Below are 18755 nucleotides of genomic sequence, written 5' to 3'. Positions count from 1 at the left end.
CTTATTCTTTTAACCAGTTACTTGAAAAGTCACAACCCCTATATTCATTATTTATTTTAATATAGGTGTCCATAATTTTTTCATTTTGCCATTTATCAATAGCTTTAATTTTCTTTTCATTAAGGGCTAATTCTTTAATTTTTAAATAATCGCGCGAATAATCTGCAACATGCTCTTCAACACGATCACTAACCATTAAAATTTTATATTTTACGTTTCCAGTTCTACCTTGATCGGTTTGTACTAAACTTACTTCACCTTCCTCTAGATCTTGAATTTGCCCGTATACCTCCGGATCAATTTTTGTCAACTCAAAATTATAATCTTGCGTTTGTGGATTAATTAAAAGACCACCGTCACCTCGCGTTTCTTTTTCATCACTAGACTCTTTAGCTGCCTCTGCAAAACTAATATCTCCATCCACAATACTCTTTCTTATTTTCTCTAATTTTTCACGTGCTTCCACAGTAGCTTTTTCTGAAACTTTAGGTATTAATAAAATATGACGTACATCGTACTCCTGTCCTCTAATTTTTTCTAAAAATATAATATGGTAACCATAATCCGTTTTTACAGGATCGGAAATTTCACCTTCTTGTAAAGAAAAGGCCACTTCACGGAATTCCTTAACCATTTTTGGCTGCTTTCTATTAAGAGTATACATACCACCCTGTGCTGTAGAAGCTTTATCATCAGAATACAGAACTACTTTAGATCTAAAATTTGCACCGTTATCAACAACATCAGCTTTAAATTCCTTTAACTGGTTAATAACGCGTTGATTTTCTTCTTCCGTCACTTTAGGCTCTATAACAATTTGAGAGACTTTTAATTCCGTACCAAATGTTGGACGTTCGTCCTCTGGAATAGCGTTAAAAAATTGACGTGTTTCTTCTGGTGTAATTTCAACATCGGCAAGAATTTTCTTTTGCATTTCACTTGCTAATTTCTGACTCTTATTAATTTCATACATTTCATCTCTGAAAGCCTTTTCATTTGGATGATTATATAACTTTATAAGCTCATCCATGGACTGACCTGATTGTGCCATAAATTGTTGTAATTGGTAATCCACATTGGAACGAATTTCAGCTTCAGAAACCACAATACTATCTTGAATAGCGTGATGTGCATACAACTTATCTTCCAAAAGCTTCCCAAATAACTGACAACGTGTTACGCCCTCTAACGAGGCACCTTGCGCTTTAAATTGCGCAATACTTTTATCGACATCCGAATCTAATATAACATACTCACCAATAACAGCCGAAACGCCATCTATCTTTTGAGCAACCGTTGATAAAGTAGTATCTATTTCCTTTACAACAGCAGGAGCTTCTTCTTCAACAATAAGTTCTTGTGCTTGCATAGCAAAAGAAAAAAGTATGGTTAAAATGGTAACTATGTAGCGCATATTATTAGTTGTAGATTTCAAATTTTTTATTCTTAATAGCATCTTTTGTAATGTCTTTTTCTAATTCTTTAATCAGTTCTAACTTCCGTTTATTTATAATGATTTGGTCGATAGTTGGCTTAATATATTCTAATGGTGCCGTACTATTACGTTCCAAAACGTCTTCAATTTGCATCAAATATACTCCTAATGAATCTTTGAGTTGTATAAAATTAGATTTTTTTAACAATTCATTTTTATTTTCGGTGTTAATCCCATGAATTTTGGAGATAGCTTGGCTGGCTTTTATCCAAATAGAATCGTTTAATGAATAAGACTTAAATTGAATAGCTATAGAATCCAACTCATACCTGTCTTCACTATTAAACCGCTGAAGTTTTGTTTTCAAATCGGCTAAATCCCTTCTATTTTCATCCACATGAATATATCTGAATTTAATTAAATCTTCCTTTAAGGTAAAAATAGAATTATTTGAACTATAATAAATTTCTGCTTCATCCATAGTAATTACGGTATCAATACTCCTACGCACCAAAGCATCTAAATAAGAGGACGCATATAAATCGTTTTTATACTGTTTTGCCAAACGATTAAATTCATGAAGTTTTTGCTCGTTTAAATTGAGTTTAGCACCAGAAACCAACAACTCTTTAGTTGCCCAGCGTGTTACAAAATTGCTTACACGAAGCAAACTATCGGATTTAGTCATGGTATCGGTATACAAATGCTGCAGGTCGGTAGGATATAAAAATACATCATTTACGCGAGCCACCGGTTTCTGTTCGTCTTCATGTTTGTAAAAATACTCACATGACACTAATAAAAAAGTGATTAATAATATGATGGAGAATGAATATTTCAATTATTTAGTTTTTAAATTAGCTTTTACTTTCGCTAAAACTGCGCTATTTATGTGGACTGGAAATTTCTGTTCTAATTCCTGTAACCACAATCTCTCTTTTACCACTTGATAATCGCTGCTTATTTGTCCTTTAGCTTCTTCATATATTTTATGTGTTTTTGGCAACACATCTTTAATGTTAGCAACGACATAGGCATTATCATGACGGTAAATGTTAGAAACGCCTTTTTCAAACAACATATCACTAGTTAAAGCTTGATGATCTTTTTCCATGATTCCTGACGTAAAAATAACATAAACTTTATCGTTTTTATTAAGTGCTTCTTTTATAGATTCAGGAGATTGTCCGTTGCCTAACATTTCCTTAACGGTTTTTATTGTTCTTTTTTTAGAAGCCGATGCCACATCCGCATCAATACGCTGGTTCCAAATATAATTGTTTTTATGGGTTTTATAATAGGATTTTAAAGCTACTGAATCCGTCTGCGAAGCATTCCAAATTTCTTTCTCCATTAAATCAAACAACAATAAGCCATCGCGATATTCAGTAACAATATGCGAAAAATCTTCATTTTCATTCTCTAGATTTTCTTCTTGATATTGAATTAAATTCGCATTTATAAAATCTTCATAATTTTCTGAAACCAAAATATCAAAAGCCTTTTTAGTTGATACTCTGCGTTGGTTTTCAAACAAATAATCACCAAAATCTTTATATGTCAATTCTTTGTTAGCGATAACAACCAAAATCTTATTGCTAGTAAAGTCTTGTGGCAAACTCCAATTACCTAAAAAGTAGCCTTCGTTTAAAATAGTTTCGAAATAACGCAACCCCTCTGGGTTACCCTTAATACTATAACGCTCCTTTAAATTATTAACTAAAGACGTATTAATTAATTTAGAGCGCGAATCACGCTTAACCCTTCCTTCTAATTCAGGTTTCATAGCATCAAAACTTGCTAATTCCGTCTTTTTAATCAATTTAATAATATGCCAACCAAAACCAGTTTCAAAAGGTTTTGAAACCTGACCTTCTTTTTCTAATGAAAAGGCAACCTCTTCAAATTCAGAAGAACTTAATTCTCCCCCACTAAAAGCAACTAACTCACCTCCTTTTTCTACTGAACTTTTATCTTCAGAAAACTGTTTAGCTAGAGATGAAAACGCTTCACCTTGATTAATTTTCTTATATATTTCTTGTATACGCGTTTTAGAATTTTGCTGCTTATCATCGCGCTTATTAGCCACCATAATATGAGCCACTTTAAGTTCTCCACGAGAATCCCGTTCATCTTCAACCATAACTATATGATAACCAAATTGCGTTTTAAATGGCATGGAAACCTCACCTACTTTGGTAGTATAAGCTACGTTTTCAAAATCGTAAACCATTTTAAAAGCCGAGAAATATCCTAAATTTTCAGCATATACTTTTTTACCGTCATGAACGTCTTTTTGAACTTGAGCATAACCCTCATTTTCAATACGTTCTTTTAATTTCAGTAATTCATTATACACTTCTAACGTATCTTGCGGACTTGCGCCCTCGTCTAATCGAATCAGAATATGACTCGCTTTAACCTCATTAGATAAGCGGTGGTAAGCTTCTTCTACCAAAGCTTCTGTAACTTTCGTATCCGTTAAATAATTTTTTGCCAATTGCTTTTTATAGCTCTCAAATTCCCGAAGATAAGTTGGCATAGTATCCAAACCCTTTGCTTGCGCTTCTTTGATTTTCAATTTATAGTTTACAAAAAGTTTTAGATATGAGTCCACATCTTTTTGAGATTCATCTTTAACTAAATCCAAATTTTTATTAAATATTCGGATAAATTCTTCTGAATAAACAGGCTCTTTAGCAACCGTAAACAAGACATCTTTATTAGTTTTCTGTGCCTGTAAATTTATGAAAAACGTGAAAAATACTAATACATAAAAACATCTAAACATTAATAATTAGTTTTTTTAATTAAAGCAAAAATAAGAATATTAACCCATATAGCAAGATTCCACAACTAACGGATCGCAAAGTTTTTTAGTATGTCCCAATCGCAGGAACTTAAACGAATAATAATTGTATATTTATGGTGGCCTGTTTAGTTTATAGTTGAACTATCACTTCGGAAACTTAATTAATATAAATTTTAGAACACTTTTTTTAGAACACTTTTTTTTAAAACCACAATAAGCGTCAAAAAACGTTATAAAAGCTTCCGGTTTTACTCAAAATCACCCTTTTTATTAAAATATTTAGATTGTATAAGTTGATTAGTAAAACAAGTTAACATCTTTAACCTTTTTTAATTAAAACATTTCAAAATAAATACATATAAATAATATAGCGATCATGACACTTTAAAAACCTGTCTTTATGGGGTTTAAAAAAATAAACCTTCAATTTTAAAGCATTATATAAACCCATAATTTCAAGACGAAATTATCAGAGAAAAAATAAACAGCCAATGGTTGTAAACTAATATTCTTTATACTATTTTTATTTTATGACAGATATTGATATTGAAAAAGAAAATGCCGCTATTGCCAAGGCTTACCGAGAGCTTTTGCGTGTAAGCTACCGCACACTAACAAAAGAAGATAAAGTTCAAATTAGGAAGGCTTTTGATGTTGCTGTAGATGCCCATAAAGATCAACGAAGAAAATCTGGCGAAGCCTATATTTTTCATCCAATTGCGGTTGCCAAAATTGTAGCTAAAGAAATTGGCTTGGACGCTACTTCTATTACTGCAGCATTATTACATGATGTTGTTGAAGATAGCGAGCGTTATACAATTAAAGATATCGAAGAGCTTTTTGGGGAAACTGTTGCTAAAATTGTTGATGGTTTAACTAAAATCTCATCATTAAATAAGGAGTCCGACATGGACGTTTCCTTACAGGCAGAAAATTTTCGTAAAATGCTACTCACATTAAATGATGATGTGCGTGTTATAATTATAAAAATAGCCGACCGCCTGCACAATATGCAAACTATGGATTCCATGCGTGCGGATAAGCAGATAAAAATTGCTTCGGAAACTTTATACATATATGCGCCACTTGCGCATAAAATCGGTTTGTATAATATTAAAACCGAATTGGAAGATTTAGGATTAAAATATACCGAACCCGATGTGTATTTTGATATTTTAAATAAACTGAAAGAAAGCAAGGAAGATCAAGACATTTATATAAATGAGTTTAGCAAAGTTATTTCTACATCTTTAGATAAAGAACAATTAGATTACACGATTAAAGGACGTCCAAAATCTATTTTCTCTATACGCCGAAAAATGCTCAATCAAGGTGTAACGTTCGATGAAGTTTATGATCAATTTGCGGTAAGAATCGTTTATAACAGCGATCCTGAAAACGAAAAGTTTCTAGCTTGGAAAATATATTCCATCGTAACAGATCACTTCCGACCAAACCCAACACGATTACGAGACTGGATATCATCTCCAAAATCCACAGGCTATGAAGCCTTACACATTACCGTTGTTGGACCAAAAGGCCGCTGGGTAGAAGTCCAAATACGAAGTGGACGTATGAATGAAATAGCAGAAAAAGGCTACGCAGCACATTATAAATATAAGGAAGGTGGCGAAAAAGAAGACGATAGCATTGATAGCTGGATTTCAAAATTACAGGAATCGTTGGAGAATCCTGAAGCCAATGCTGTCGATTTTGTAGAGCAGTTTAAATTGAACCTTTACTCCAAAGAAATATTTGTTTTTACACCTCGAGGCGATTTAAAGTCTTTACCTAAAGGTGCTACTCCTTTAGATTTTGCCTTTAGTATCCACACCGAAATAGGGATGAAAACACGTGGCGCAAAAGTAAATGGTAAATTAGTCCCTTTGACGCACGTTTTAAAAAGTGGCGATCGCGTAGACATTTTAACCGCAGAAAATGCTAAACCTAATCCAAACTGGTTAGACTATGCAACAACTGCCAAAGCACGAGGCAAAATAAAATCGGCTTTAAAAGAAGATAAGAAAATTGTTGCGGAAGATGGTAAAGAAATATTACGTAGAAAACTAAAACAATTAAAGATAAGTCTGGATGAAAAATCAGTAAACGAATTGGTAGCTTATTTTAAGCTAAAAACAAGTTTAGATTTATTTTATCGTATAGGAACCGCATCTATAGACAATACCATGCTCAAGGAGTTTGCTGCATCGCGAAGCAATGCTTTTATGAGTTATATTAAAAACAAGATGTCTAGGAAACCGAGTATTCCTAAAGAAGAGCTTGATAAGGATGAAATTACCACCAAATACGATTTACTTGTTTTTGGAAAGGACGAACAAAAGCTGGATTATAAGTTCGCCAATTGCTGTAACCCAATACCTGGCGATCCTGTTTTCGGATTCTTAACTATTAATGACGGCTTGAAGGTTCATAAAAACAATTGTCCGAATGCCGTTAGCTTACAATCCAATTATGCTTACCGGATTATGATAGCGAAATGGATAGATTCATCACAACAGGAATTTCCAGCACAAATTAAATTATCAGGAATTGATAATTTAGGATTAGTAAATACCATTACTAAAGTCATCTCATCTAATATGCATGTGAATATGAAAAGTATCAGTTTTGAAAGTGATGGTGGTGTTTTTATAGGCAAAATACACGTGGTGGTTACCAATAATAATATGTTGAAAAAGCTGATAGATAATCTAAAAAAAATTAATGGTATTGATAAAGTAGAAAGAGTTTAAAAATATATGTAAATTCGCAATCAATTATGAGCGTTAAAACAGATACAAAAAATCAGGAGATCGTTAAAAATGTGTTTACCGCATTTTTAAGCGATAAAGGGCACCGTAAAACACCTGAACGGTATGCCATTTTACAAGAGATTTACAATAGTGAAGAGCACTTTGATATTGAATCGCTTTACTTGAACATGAAAAACAAAAAGTATCGTGTAAGTCGTGCAACACTATATAACACAATCGAGTTACTTCTAGAATGTGGTTTGGTACGTAAACACCAATTTGGTCAAAATCAAGCACATTACGAGAAATCGTACTTTGACAGACAACATGATCATGTTATTTTAACCGATACTGGAGAAGTTATCGAGTTTTGCGATCCAAGAATTCAATCTATAAAACAAACAATTGAAGAGGTTTTTGATATTGAAATCACCAACCATTCACTCTACTTTTACGGCAACAAAAAATCAACTAAATAATATTTTACAAGATGGCAGTAGATCTACTACTAGGATTACAATGGGGAGACGAAGGCAAAGGAAAAATTGTTGATGTTCTTACCTCCAACTACAACATTATTGCACGTTTTCAAGGTGGCCCAAACGCGGGACACACTTTGGAGTTTGATGGCATTAAACACGTTTTAAGAACTATACCTTCTGGAATTTTCCATAAGGATTCCATTAATGTTATTGGTAATGGTGTGGTAATTGACCCAGTTGTGTTTGTAAAGGAATTGGAAGGATTAGATCAGTTTAAAATTGATTATAAATCCAAATTAATAATCTCCAGAAAAGCACATGTTATTTTACCAACGCACCGCATGCTAGATGCTGCAAGTGAAACATCTAAAGGGAAAGCTAAAATAGGTTCTACTTTAAAAGGTATTGGTCCAACATACATGGATAAAACTGGTAGAAATGGTATTCGTATTGGCGATTTAGAACTACCAAATTGGAAAGATAAGTACCGTGCTTTAGCTAATAAACACGAAGCAATGATTGATTTCTACAACGTAGAAATTCAATACAATTTAGAAGAATTAGAAACAGAGTTTTTTGAAGCTGTTGCGCGTTTAAAAGAATTAACTTTTATTGACTCTGAAGAATATTTCCACCAAGCTCAAAAACAAGGAAAAACAATTTTAGCCGAAGGTGCACAAGGTTCACTTCTAGATATCGATTTTGGAACATATCCATTTGTAACGTCTAGTAATACAACTGCAGCAGGCGCTTGTACAGGTTTAGGTGTAGCGCCAAATCAAATTGGCGAGGTTTATGGTATTTTTAAAGCCTACACGACTCGCGTTGGTTCTGGCCCATTTCCAACAGAATTATTTGATCAAATAGGTGAAGATATGGCTAGAATTGGTCATGAAGTTGGAGCCGTAACTGGTCGTTCTAGACGTTGTGGCTGGTTGGATTTAGTAGCTTTAAAATATGCATGTCAAATAAATGGTGTTACTAAATTAATGATGATGAAAGGCGATGTGCTTTCAGGATTTAAAACGCTTAAAGTTTGTACCGCATACAAATACAAAGGTGAAACCATTACGCATTTACCGTATAATATTGAACCAGAAAATATAACGCCGATTTACACCGACTTTAAAGGGTGGAAAGAAGATTTGACCAAAATGACGGAGAAATCGCAATTTCCAAAAGAATTAAACGCGTATATCGCTTTTATGGAAAAAGAATTAGAAATCCCTATTACAGTCGTTTCTGTTGGCCCAGATAGAAAACAGACTATCTGGATGTAAACATCTTGACATTCAACATGAAGTTAATAATTCTACAATAAACAAAAACCTGTCACATTTAATTATGACAGGTTTTTTCATTTTAAAAAGCTTTTAAATTTTCTAATTCTATTAAAAAACTCACAAACAAACAAATCACTCCAATTTTATCATTATTTTTGAAGCAAATTTTATAATTTGAAACACTCATTAGTTATATATATATCCTTAATATCCTGTCTGTTCATTTTTCAATTAGCTACAGCACAAGAGCAGAAACAAAAGCAAATTCAAATTATCTATAGTGGTTTTTTGAATTTTGACGACGCCAAAGACCCTGGTTTGAAAGTCATGACTCGAGATGATTCAGGTCAAGTTCACGTAATCCATGAAGGCATAGATATGTGGTGCGATCAAGCTAATTTATATGGCAATGAAAACTTTATTGAAGCTTACGGTAACGTAAAAATGAAACAAGGCGACACCATTAATATGAACGCTAAATATGTGGAATATAGCGGAAAAACACAATTAGCTTTTGCCAGTGGAGAGGTAATTCTTACTGAACCAAACTCCGTTTTAACAACAGACACTTTGTATTTTGATCGTGTTAAGCAGGAATCTTATTATAAAAGTGGCGGTCGTGTGGAGCGTGATTCTTCTGGGGTTATTACCAGCAGAATTGGTCGATATTACATGAATGCCCAAAAATACCAGTTTGTAAACTCCGTAGTTCTAACAAATCCGGATTATGTTATTAACACTAATCAACTCGATTTTTACTCGGAAACTGGTCATGCCTATTTATTTGGCCCTTCCACCATTGTTACCGACGAAAGTAAAACTTACTGTGAAAAAGGTTTTTATGATACAGAAAACAAAACAGGTTATGGCTTAAAAAAAACACGTATTGATTACGATAATCGTGTTTTTGAAGGCGATAGTGTGTATTTTGATAATAGTCGCAATTTTGCATCAGCAACTAATAATATTACGGTTACCGACACCTTAAATAAAAGCATTATTAAAGGCCATTACGCCGAAATTTATAAAGCGAAAGATTCTGTTTTTATTACCAAACGCGCTTTAGCTATTACGGTTCAGGAAACCGATTCCATTTATATGCATGCCGACACCTTAATGGTCACTGGTGTTCCCGAGAAACGGATAACCCGAGCTTTTAGAAATGCTAAATTCTACAAATCGGATATGAGTGGAAAAGCGGATTCCGTACACGTTAATCAGGCTACAGGTTTAACCAAACTAATTAATTTAAAGCGATTATCATCCCAGGATGCTTTTGCCAAACGCCGCGATCCCGTAATTTGGAATTTAGAAAACCAAATGACAGGAGATACAATTCACATTAAATCCAATCCGAAAACCGAAAAATTAGATTCTCTTTTTGTTTTTGAAAATGCTTTTGTAGCCAGCAGAGATTCCATTAGTAAAAATGGTTTCAATCAGGTAAAAGGAAAAACTCTGGTCGGTTTATTTGATGAGGAAAACAATTTACGTCAAGTAAATATTAATAAAAATGCCGAATCTATATCTTATGCTCGAAATGAAAACCAAGAATTAATAGGTATAGAAAAAGCTAAATCAGGCAGTGTTTCTATTTTCTTTTCCGAAGGAGATATTGAACAGTTTACTAGGTATTTACAACCCGATGCGGAAATTACACCAGAATCACAATATCCCGAAAACGCCTTGTTATTAAGAGGTTTTGTTTGGCGCGATGAAGAACGACCTAAAAGTGTAGAAGATTTATTCAGTGATGATCCACCACTTAACTTACCAATAATTAAAGGGCTTGAAGATTATGTGCCCCAGGAAGAATTTTTTGATGAAGCATTGCTAAAACGTGTTGAAAAAGCTGATAAAAGCACTAAAAAAAATGAATCAACCTCAAAAGGTGAGGAATCACAACCAACAAAAGCCGCTCGGAATATTCCAGAAAAATCTATGAATCCTGTAAAAGAAAAGAAGGCTGAAAAACAGGTGAAAAATGAGGATTCTATTAAGTCTAAAAAGGACTAATTGTGAAAACGGATTTCTACAAATATCAAGCACAAACCTCGCCTCATCCTTTGGCAATGGAAATTTCGCATGCCGAGGGTTCTTATATTTATAACACTAAAAACAAAGCATTTTTAGATTTTGTTGCCGGCGTTTCGGCTTGTACTTTAGGACATAAACATCCGAAAATTATAAATGCCATAAAAAACCAGCTTGATAAGTATTTGCATGTGATGGTTTATGGCGAATACATTCAAGAATCGGCCGTAGCACTTACCAAATTATTAGCCAAAAACTTACCAGAATCGTTACAAACTACATACTTAACGAATTCTGGAACGGAAGCCGTTGAAGGTGCATTAAAATTAGCAAAACGAGCAACTGGCCGAAGTGAAATTATTTCGGCAAATCAAGCCTATCATGGAAACACTATGGGTTCGTTAAGTGTTATGGGCTTTGAAGAACGCAAAAGAGCATTCCGTCCTTTAGTTCCAGATGTTCGGTTTATAACATTCAATAACGAAGCAGATATTCAAAAAATAACAGCTAAAACAGCAGGCGTTATTTTGGAAACTATTCAAGGTGGTGCGGGATTTATTCAACCTGAAAATGGTTATTTAGCGAAAGTCAAAAAACGCTGTGAAGATGTTGGAGCATTACTAATTTTAGATGAAATCCAACCTGGAATCGGTAGAACAGGGAAGCTGTTTGCATTTGAACACTACAATTGCATACCAGACATTTTAGTAACAGGAAAAGGTTTAGGGGGTGGTATGCCCATTGGCGCTTTTACCGCTTCCAATAATTTGATGCAACTTTTACAAGACAACCCTAAATTAGGACACATTACTACATTTGGCGGACATCCTGTCATAGCGGCTGCGGCTCATGCCACATTACAAGAAGTGGTTTCAACCAATTTAATGACGCAAGCAGTAGAGAAAGAAGCGCTATTTAAAAAACATTTAAAGCACCCACTAATTACAGAAATTCGTGGAAGAGGTTTAATGCTGGCTGCTTTAACAACATCGGCTGATATAACCAATCAGGTAATTTTAAAGGCCCAGGACGCCGGACTTATTTTATTTTGGCTGTTGTTTGAAACAAAAGCTATCCGTATTACGCCTCCTTTAACTATTAGCAATGAAGAAATTATTAAAGGTTGTAAAATTATAACATCGATTTTGGATGAAATCTTAGTTGAAAAACCTATTTAAACCTTTGTTTTACAGCATTTACTACTCTTGTTTGGCTCAGTTGTTGATTACTTTGTTAAGAACATTTAAGTTTATAAGCCTACAATGCCCATTAGAACCTTACTTTTATTAAAGGAAAAACTATTTAAATCTGCCTATGGAGTTACGTCCAAACGACAATAATAATATATCTCTCACCCGCTTCGAATCGATGCTAAAGACCAATCATGTCTTGTTTTTCGATTCTGAAGAATTTGAGAATATCATACACCATTACCTAAACTTAGGTAAAATTGCATTAGCAAAAAAAGCACTGAAGCTTGGCCTGCTACAACATCCCGCATCTGTAAATTTAAAACTTTTTAAAGTCGAAATTTTCGTTTTCGAAGACGATTTAGAAAAAGCAGATACGCTCATTAACGACCTTTACGCATTAGAGCCTCTAAATGAAGAAATTTATATTCAAAAGGCTAATATTTTATCCAAGCGAAACAATCATAAAAAGGCGATTGAAGTGCTAGAAGAGGCCATAAAGCTTTGTGAAGACCCAATCGATATTTACTCTTTAATTGGTATGGAACATTTGTTTTTAGACCAATTTGAAGAAGCAAAATTCAATTTCATGAAATGTTTGGAGGCAGATATAGAAGATTATTCTGCCTTGCATAACATGATTTATTGCTTTGATTTCTTGGATCAGCATGAAGAAGCTATAATATATCTTAATAAGTTTTTAGAAACTAATCCGTATTCTGAAGTGGCTTGGCATCAACTTGGAAGACAATATTTCGATTTAGAAGATTATGAAAACGCATTAACTTCTTTCGATTTCGCCATTATCTCTGACGATCAATTTATTGGTGCTTATTTAGAAAAAGGTAAAGCTTTAGAAAAACTGAAACGTTTTGAAGAGGCTATCGAAAATTATAGTATTACCCTTAGATTAGATGACCCTACGTCGTTTGCTTTATTACGTATTGGTTTATGCCATCAAAATCTAGGTAATAAGAATTTAGCCGTCCAATATTTTTTTAAGGCAATTGAAGAGGATCCTCTTTTAGATAAAGGATGGATTGCTATTACCAAATTTTATATTCGACAAAAAGACTTTCAGAAATCACTTTATTATATTAATAAAGCCCTTAACATTGACAGTGAAAATGTTAAATACTGGAAACTTTACGCTAAAATTAATGAACGTCTAAATTTATTAGAGGAAGCCGAACGCGGATACAAAAAAGCATTAGAGTTAGGGAATTATGAGTTAAGTACATGGTTAACCCGTGGTGATATTCTACACCAATTAGGAGAGCCTGAAGCTGCAGTTTCTAATTTGATTCAAGCTTCTGAATTTTACCCCGAAAATGCCGAAATTGAATTTCGTTTAGCTGGTTTATATTATATGCTTTTAGAGACTGTAAAAGGATCTTATCATCTAAAGAATGGTATTCGTTTTGATTCAGAGTCCGTTATTATTTTGGAAGAACTTTTTCCAAATGTCTATAAATCTCAACAGGTAAAAAGCCTACTAAAAGCAAAACTTTAAGTAAGGCGACTGATTATATTTAATTACCTTTGATTTCTTGTAATTAAAACTGAATCATGCAAAGACGTTTGTCCGATTATTTAATAATTTCCTTAAAAGGCCTAGCCATGGGGGCAGCAGATGCCGTTCCTGGTGTTTCGGGAGGAACAATAGCTTTTATTTCTGGGATTTATGAAGAATTAATTACCACAATAAGCAATGTAAATTTAGGTTTACTAAAAACGCTCCGTAAATCGGGATTTTCAGCTTTTTGGAAAGCACTCAATGGTAATTTTTTAGTAGCTTTATTACTCGGAATTATTATCAGTTTTGTCTTCTTTATGCGATTGGCAAAGTACTTAATTGAATACCATCCCGTTTTAATTTGGTCCTTCTTTTTCGGACTCATTATTGCCAGTATTTATTTTGTAGGAAAACAAATCAACAAATGGCATATCGCTACCTATTCAGCATTGATAATTGGCACCTTATTAGCATATTATATAACAACGGTGCCTTCATCTGCTAGTAATGACTCTCCTTACTTTTTGTTTTTCGCGGGCGCTATTGCTATTTGTGCAATGATATTACCAGGCATTTCAGGTTCATTTATTCTCTTAATTTTGGGTGCTTATAAAACCTTAAGCGATGCATTTTATGATTATGATTTTCAACGTATCGCTATTTTCGCAAGTGGTGCTTTGATCGGGTTATTAAGCTTTAGTCATGTTTTGAAGTGGCTATTTAAAAATCACAAAAACATCACATTAGCCTTATTAACCGGTTTTATATTTGGATCGTTAAATAAAGTTTGGCCTTGGAAAACAACAGGTTTAGTTATAGAGAAATCATCTGGTGCAGAAATGTACTTATCCGATATTACCAATTTAGGGAATTTAACGATATATCAACAACAAATTTCCGATTTTGATTCTCTTAAAGTCATTTCAGAATCGAGCATATTACCCAATCTGTATTCAATTCAAAATAGCGGATTAGATGCCCAGTTGTTACCTGCTATTATACTAATGATTGTAGGTTTCTCCACTATTTTTATTCTAGAACGTCTTGGTAAAAATATTGAATAATGCAAAGCACAAGAACCTTTACTGACAAATTTTTTTTAGTCTTAAAAGGATTAGGAATGGGCGCCGCCAACAAAGTTCCTGGCGTTTCTGGTGGCGTTGTCGCATTTGTTGCTGGATTTTATGAAGAGTTTATCTATTCCCTTCAAAAAGTAAACGTTAAAGCATTTAAACTGTTAATTAATGGCCGGTTTAAAAGTTTCTACCAATATATAAATGGTCGTTTTTTAAGCTTACTTTTTTTAGGAATGATTATTAGTTACTTTAGTGTTTCTAAAGCATTAGACTATTTAATCAAACATTATGAACTTTACGTTTGGAGCGTATTTTTTGGTATGATTCTCGGTTCCATTTATTATATTCGGAAAGATTTTAAAGAATGGAATTTTAAAACCTACACGGCATTAGCTATTGGTATTACTCTAGGAATAAGTATAAGTTTTTTAGATCCTGCCATCGAGAATGATAATTTATGGTTTGTATTTTTCTGCGGAATTATTAGCGTATCTGGCATGACACTTCCTGGGTTTTCCGGCTCGTTTATTCTTATTATACTCGGTAATTACGTTTTACTTTTAGTGGATTCGGTAAACGCTTTAACAGATACTTTTGCCGAAGTAATTCAAGGCAACTTCAGTTTTATTGAAAACGCAGCACGTATTCGAATGTTGAAAATATTAGCAGTATTTACCTTCGGCTCTGTAGTTGGTTTAGTAACCTTTTCACATGCCTTAAGTTATATTTTAAAATATTATAAAAGCATAACTATTGCTACTATTATTGGTTTTATTGTCGGTTCGTTAGGTGTGGTTTGGCCCTGGAAGAAGATGATTTTTAAATTAGAATCTGATGGCACTGTCTTATTAGATTCTTCAGGAAGAGAAATAATTGCAAATTATCAACGATATATTCCGGAGCTTAACACTGAAACATATGTAGCAGGTGGTTTTATTCTTCTGGGAATAGCCATAGTTTTAGCATTAGAATTTTACGGACATAAAACAGAAAAACAGCATGCGTAAATTTGGATTAATAGGTAAAAATATTTCGTATTCTTTCTCTCAAAATTATTTTACAAATAAATTTACTTCAGAAGAAATTATAGACGCTTCCTATCAAAACTTTGATCTCTCAAATATTGAAGCTGCTACCGATATTCTTGAAAACACGGAAATTAAAGGTCTAAACGTAACTATTCCATATAAAGAAGCTATAATTCCATATTTAGATAAACTTGATAAGAAAGCAAAAAAAATTGGAGCCGTTAACACCATTAAACGTAGTAAAAAAGGTAAACTTGTTGGCTATAATACGGATTATTATGGTTTTAAGAAATCATTAAAGCCACTATTAAAACCGAATCATAAAAATGCCTTAATTTTAGGGACAGGCGGTGCCAGTAAAGCAGTTGCTTTCACTTTAGACGAACTTGATATTGCCTATAAGTTCGTTTCTAGAACATCTAAAAATCTAGACCATTTAACCTACAGTGATTTGAACGAATCTATTATTAATAACCATCAAATCATCATAAACTGCACGCCATTAGGGACCTTTCCAAATATTACAGAAGCACCTAATATTCCTTATGAATCCCTAACCGAGTTCCACATACTTTACGATTTAATTTACAATCCCGAAGAAACAACTTTTTTAAAGCATGGCCGTGATAAAAATGCGACAACCATAAACGGGTTGCCGATGCTTAAACTGCAAGCTGAAAAAGCATGGCGTATTTGGAACAAAAACGAATTGAGAGGTTTGTAAGATATATACGTGCTAACCTTTTGTATTTATTGCAGTTGTTGTTATCTTTAACGCTAGAGTTATTTTTAAAAAACTAACACATTTACAAAATGTCAGAGCACGATAACCTGCCAACAGCAGATGGAAAACCAGAAGAATTACAAACTGAAGTCACAGAAAAAACGGATTCAAATATTGATTCTAATACAGAAGCTACTAACTACAAAGCACCTTCAGATCCTCTAGATACTTTGGAAACAGAAGTTACTGCTGAAGTTGAAACACCAGAAGAAGCTGCACCAGAAGATCAGGATGAAGTTATTAATGAAATCGAAGAATCTAACGCAGAAGACGCCGAAGATGAAGGTAATGCCGACAGACATGAAATAGCCGAAAAAGACTATGATAAAATGTCTATGGAAGCACTGGTTAATGAACTGGACGATTTGGTTTCCAAACATAAAGTGCAAGCCGTTAAAAAACATGTAGAAGAAATTCGTTCTGAATTTAAGACACAATTCAACACCTTGCTCGACGAGAAAAAAGAGGAGTTTTTAAACGAAGGTGGAAATGAGATAGACTTCTTTTTTTCTAGCCCGCTTCAAAAACGCTTTAAGGATACTTATAAAGAATACAAAGGTAAATTACACGTACATCATAAAAAAATTGAGAATAACCTAAAAGATAATTTAGCTAACAGGCTTGAAATTATTGAAGAAATAAAAGGTTTATTCAACGATGAAGAAAATATAAACACAACTTACAAACATTTTAAAGAACTTCAAGATCGTTGGAAAACTGCTGGTCCAATTCCACGTGATAAATATAATAACGCCTGGAATAGTTACCACCACCACGTGGAAGTTTTTTATGATTTTCTGCATATAAATCGGGATTTACGCGATTTAGATTTCAAACATAATTTAGATCAGAAATTAAGAATCATTGAGCGCGCCGAGGAGTTAGCACAAGACGATAATTTAAACCGTGCATTTAGAGAATTACAGGTTCTCCATAAAATGTGGAAAGAGGAATTAGGCCCAGTAGACAAGGAACACCGTGAAGATGTTTGGAATCGTTTTAAGACCGCTACAAAAACTATTCATGACAGACGTCAGGTGCATTTTGCCGAATTAGAAGAGGTTTATGAGAAGAATTTAGAAGTTAAAAATGAAATTATTGAGCAAATTAATATAATCAGTGAAAGAAATGCAGACTCTCATAACTCTTGGCAGAAAAGCATTAAAGTTGTCGAAGAATTTAGAACCCTATTTTTCAGTGCAGGAAAAGTTCCTATTAAAGTAAATGAAGAAACTTGGGCTAAATTTAAAGATGCAGTAAGAAACTTTAATCGCAAGAAAAATGCTTTTTATAAAAACTTAAAGAAAGCACAATTTGATAATCTCCAGAAAAAAATGGACTTAATTCAAATAGCGGAAGACAATAAGGAAAGTGAAGATTTTGATGCTACCACAGCATTAATGAAAAAAATTCAGAACGATTGGAAAAAAATCGGACACGTTCCTAGAAAAAATAGCGACAAAATTTGGAAGCAATTTAAATCGGCTTGTAACTATTTTTTCGATCGTTTACATAAAGAAAAAGACGCAGTAAATGCTGAAGGTAATGAAGCATACACCAAAAAAGCAAAAATGTTGGACGAATTGAAAAACATGGAGCTTTCTGGCGAGAAAGAAACTGATTTGGCTAGTATAAAAGCATTTATTGAAAATTGGAAATTAGTAGGAAATGTACCTTCTAATAAACGTTATATAGAAGGGAAATTAAATAAAGCTTTAGATGGTGTTTTCAAAAAACTAAATCTAAACAAAAACGAAGCCGAATTAATTAAGTTTGAAAACAAGCTTGAATCACTAAATAACTCGGATGATTCAAGGCATTTGGATAACGAACGACAATTTATAAGCAAGCGTATTAACGAGGTTAAGAGCGAAATTAATCAGCTTGAAAACAACTTGCAGTTTTTTAAGAATGTAAAAGATGATAATCCATTAGTTCAGGAAGTTCATAAAAACATTGAAAAACATAAACAAGAATTAAATCTGTGGAAAACAAAATTACGTAAAATTAAAGAGCTTTATTAATTAGCGATTTACGTTTTATAACATCCATTAATTACAAAATCCTGCTCGTCGTATAAAAACGTCAAGCAGGATTTTTTCTAACTAAACTAACCAATAGTTGTTCTTTGTCCCAACCTAAAACAACTATTTCTACCTATTACACACGTTTTTCGTAAGAAAAGATATTAGTGATTATGCTATTAATCTACTTATTGAAACGTGCATTTGATATATATACGCACTTAAAATAGTTTTGGATGTTTTGGTATAAAAAAAACAAAATTATTTTTTAATTAAAACAACAAGCTCAATAAACAAAGGAGTTTTAATACCAAAACATCCAGATTGTTCCAGAAAAC

Annotated in this window: 13 protein-coding genes; 10 read left to right on the top strand and 3 right to left on the bottom strand. The window is 33.3% G+C overall.

Annotated elements, in window-relative coordinates; all coding sequences use genetic code 11:
* Window position 1: 1 nt before the first annotated feature.
* From BZARG_RS00065 to BZARG_RS00055, 3 genes are read right to left on the bottom strand one after another with little or no spacing between them, the layout of a single operon-like run.
* On the bottom strand, window positions 2–1435 hold the full coding sequence (locus BZARG_RS00065; protein WP_008634113.1) for a peptidylprolyl isomerase: 1434 nt from the start codon (window positions 1433–1435) through the stop codon (window positions 2–4).
* Complete coding sequence (locus tag BZARG_RS00060; RefSeq protein WP_008634139.1) at window positions 1419–2276, bottom strand: hypothetical protein; 858 nt, start codon at window positions 2274–2276, stop codon at window positions 1419–1421. Before BZARG_RS00060 ends, BZARG_RS00065 begins: the two co-directional genes overlap by 17 nt.
* Window positions 2277–4226 carry a peptidylprolyl isomerase gene (locus BZARG_RS00055; RefSeq protein ID WP_008634145.1) on the bottom strand — a complete coding sequence of 650 codons (1950 nt, stop codon included), beginning with the start codon at window positions 4224–4226 and terminating at the stop codon, window positions 2277–2279.
* A gap of 551 nt (window positions 4227–4777) precedes the next feature.
* On the opposite strand from BZARG_RS00055, the gene BZARG_RS00050 reads away from it, so the two are divergent.
* From BZARG_RS00050 to BZARG_RS00005, 10 genes are all read left to right on the top strand, one after another.
* Window positions 4778–7000 carry a RelA/SpoT family protein gene (locus BZARG_RS00050; protein WP_008634121.1) on the top strand — a complete coding sequence of 741 codons (2223 nt, stop codon included), beginning with the start codon at window positions 4778–4780 and terminating at the stop codon, window positions 6998–7000.
* Between the two features lie 26 nt (window positions 7001–7026).
* Window positions 7027–7479 (top strand): Fur family transcriptional regulator, encoded by a 453-nt coding sequence (locus BZARG_RS00045; RefSeq protein ID WP_008634142.1) that lies wholly within the window; start codon window positions 7027–7029, stop codon window positions 7477–7479.
* Window positions 7480–7490: 11 nt separating this feature from the next.
* Window positions 7491–8762, top strand: a complete 1272-nt coding sequence (locus tag BZARG_RS00040) for an adenylosuccinate synthase (RefSeq protein ID WP_008634117.1) — start codon at window positions 7491–7493, stop codon at window positions 8760–8762.
* 177 nt (window positions 8763–8939) lie between these two features.
* Window positions 8940–10781, top strand: coding sequence for an OstA-like protein (locus BZARG_RS00035; protein WP_008634111.1), 1842 nt, complete (start codon window positions 8940–8942; stop codon window positions 10779–10781).
* Between the two features lie 2 nt (window positions 10782–10783).
* Window positions 10784–11977 (top strand): aspartate aminotransferase family protein, encoded by a 1194-nt coding sequence (locus BZARG_RS00030; protein WP_008634129.1) that lies wholly within the window; start codon window positions 10784–10786, stop codon window positions 11975–11977.
* Window positions 11978–12113: 136 nt separating this feature from the next.
* Window positions 12114–13502 (top strand): tetratricopeptide repeat protein, encoded by a 1389-nt coding sequence (locus tag BZARG_RS00025; RefSeq protein WP_040287850.1) that lies wholly within the window; start codon window positions 12114–12116, stop codon window positions 13500–13502.
* A gap of 56 nt (window positions 13503–13558) precedes the next feature.
* A complete protein-coding gene (locus BZARG_RS00020; protein ID WP_008634123.1) occupies window positions 13559–14569 on the top strand; it encodes a DUF368 domain-containing protein in 1011 nt (336 codons plus the stop codon).
* On the top strand, window positions 14569–15588 hold the full coding sequence (locus BZARG_RS00015) for a DUF368 domain-containing protein (RefSeq protein ID WP_008634115.1): 1020 nt from the start codon (window positions 14569–14571) through the stop codon (window positions 15586–15588). The genes BZARG_RS00020 and BZARG_RS00015 overlap by 1 nt, the downstream gene beginning before the upstream one ends.
* Window positions 15581–16333, top strand: coding sequence for a shikimate dehydrogenase family protein (locus BZARG_RS00010; protein ID WP_008634140.1), 753 nt, complete (start codon window positions 15581–15583; stop codon window positions 16331–16333). Before BZARG_RS00015 ends, BZARG_RS00010 begins: the two co-directional genes overlap by 8 nt.
* An 89-nt stretch (window positions 16334–16422) precedes the next feature.
* Complete coding sequence (locus BZARG_RS00005) at window positions 16423–18417, top strand: DUF349 domain-containing protein (protein WP_008634132.1); 1995 nt, start codon at window positions 16423–16425, stop codon at window positions 18415–18417.
* The last annotated feature ends 338 nt before the right edge of the window (window positions 18418–18755 follow it).

Source organism: Bizionia argentinensis JUB59, assembly GCF_000224335.1.
Classification (GTDB): Bacteria; Bacteroidota; Bacteroidia; order Flavobacteriales; family Flavobacteriaceae; genus Algorimicrobium; species Algorimicrobium argentinense.
The sequence above is the reverse complement of the archived record's forward strand: the minus strand, read 5'-3'. Positions and strand labels throughout refer to the sequence as shown.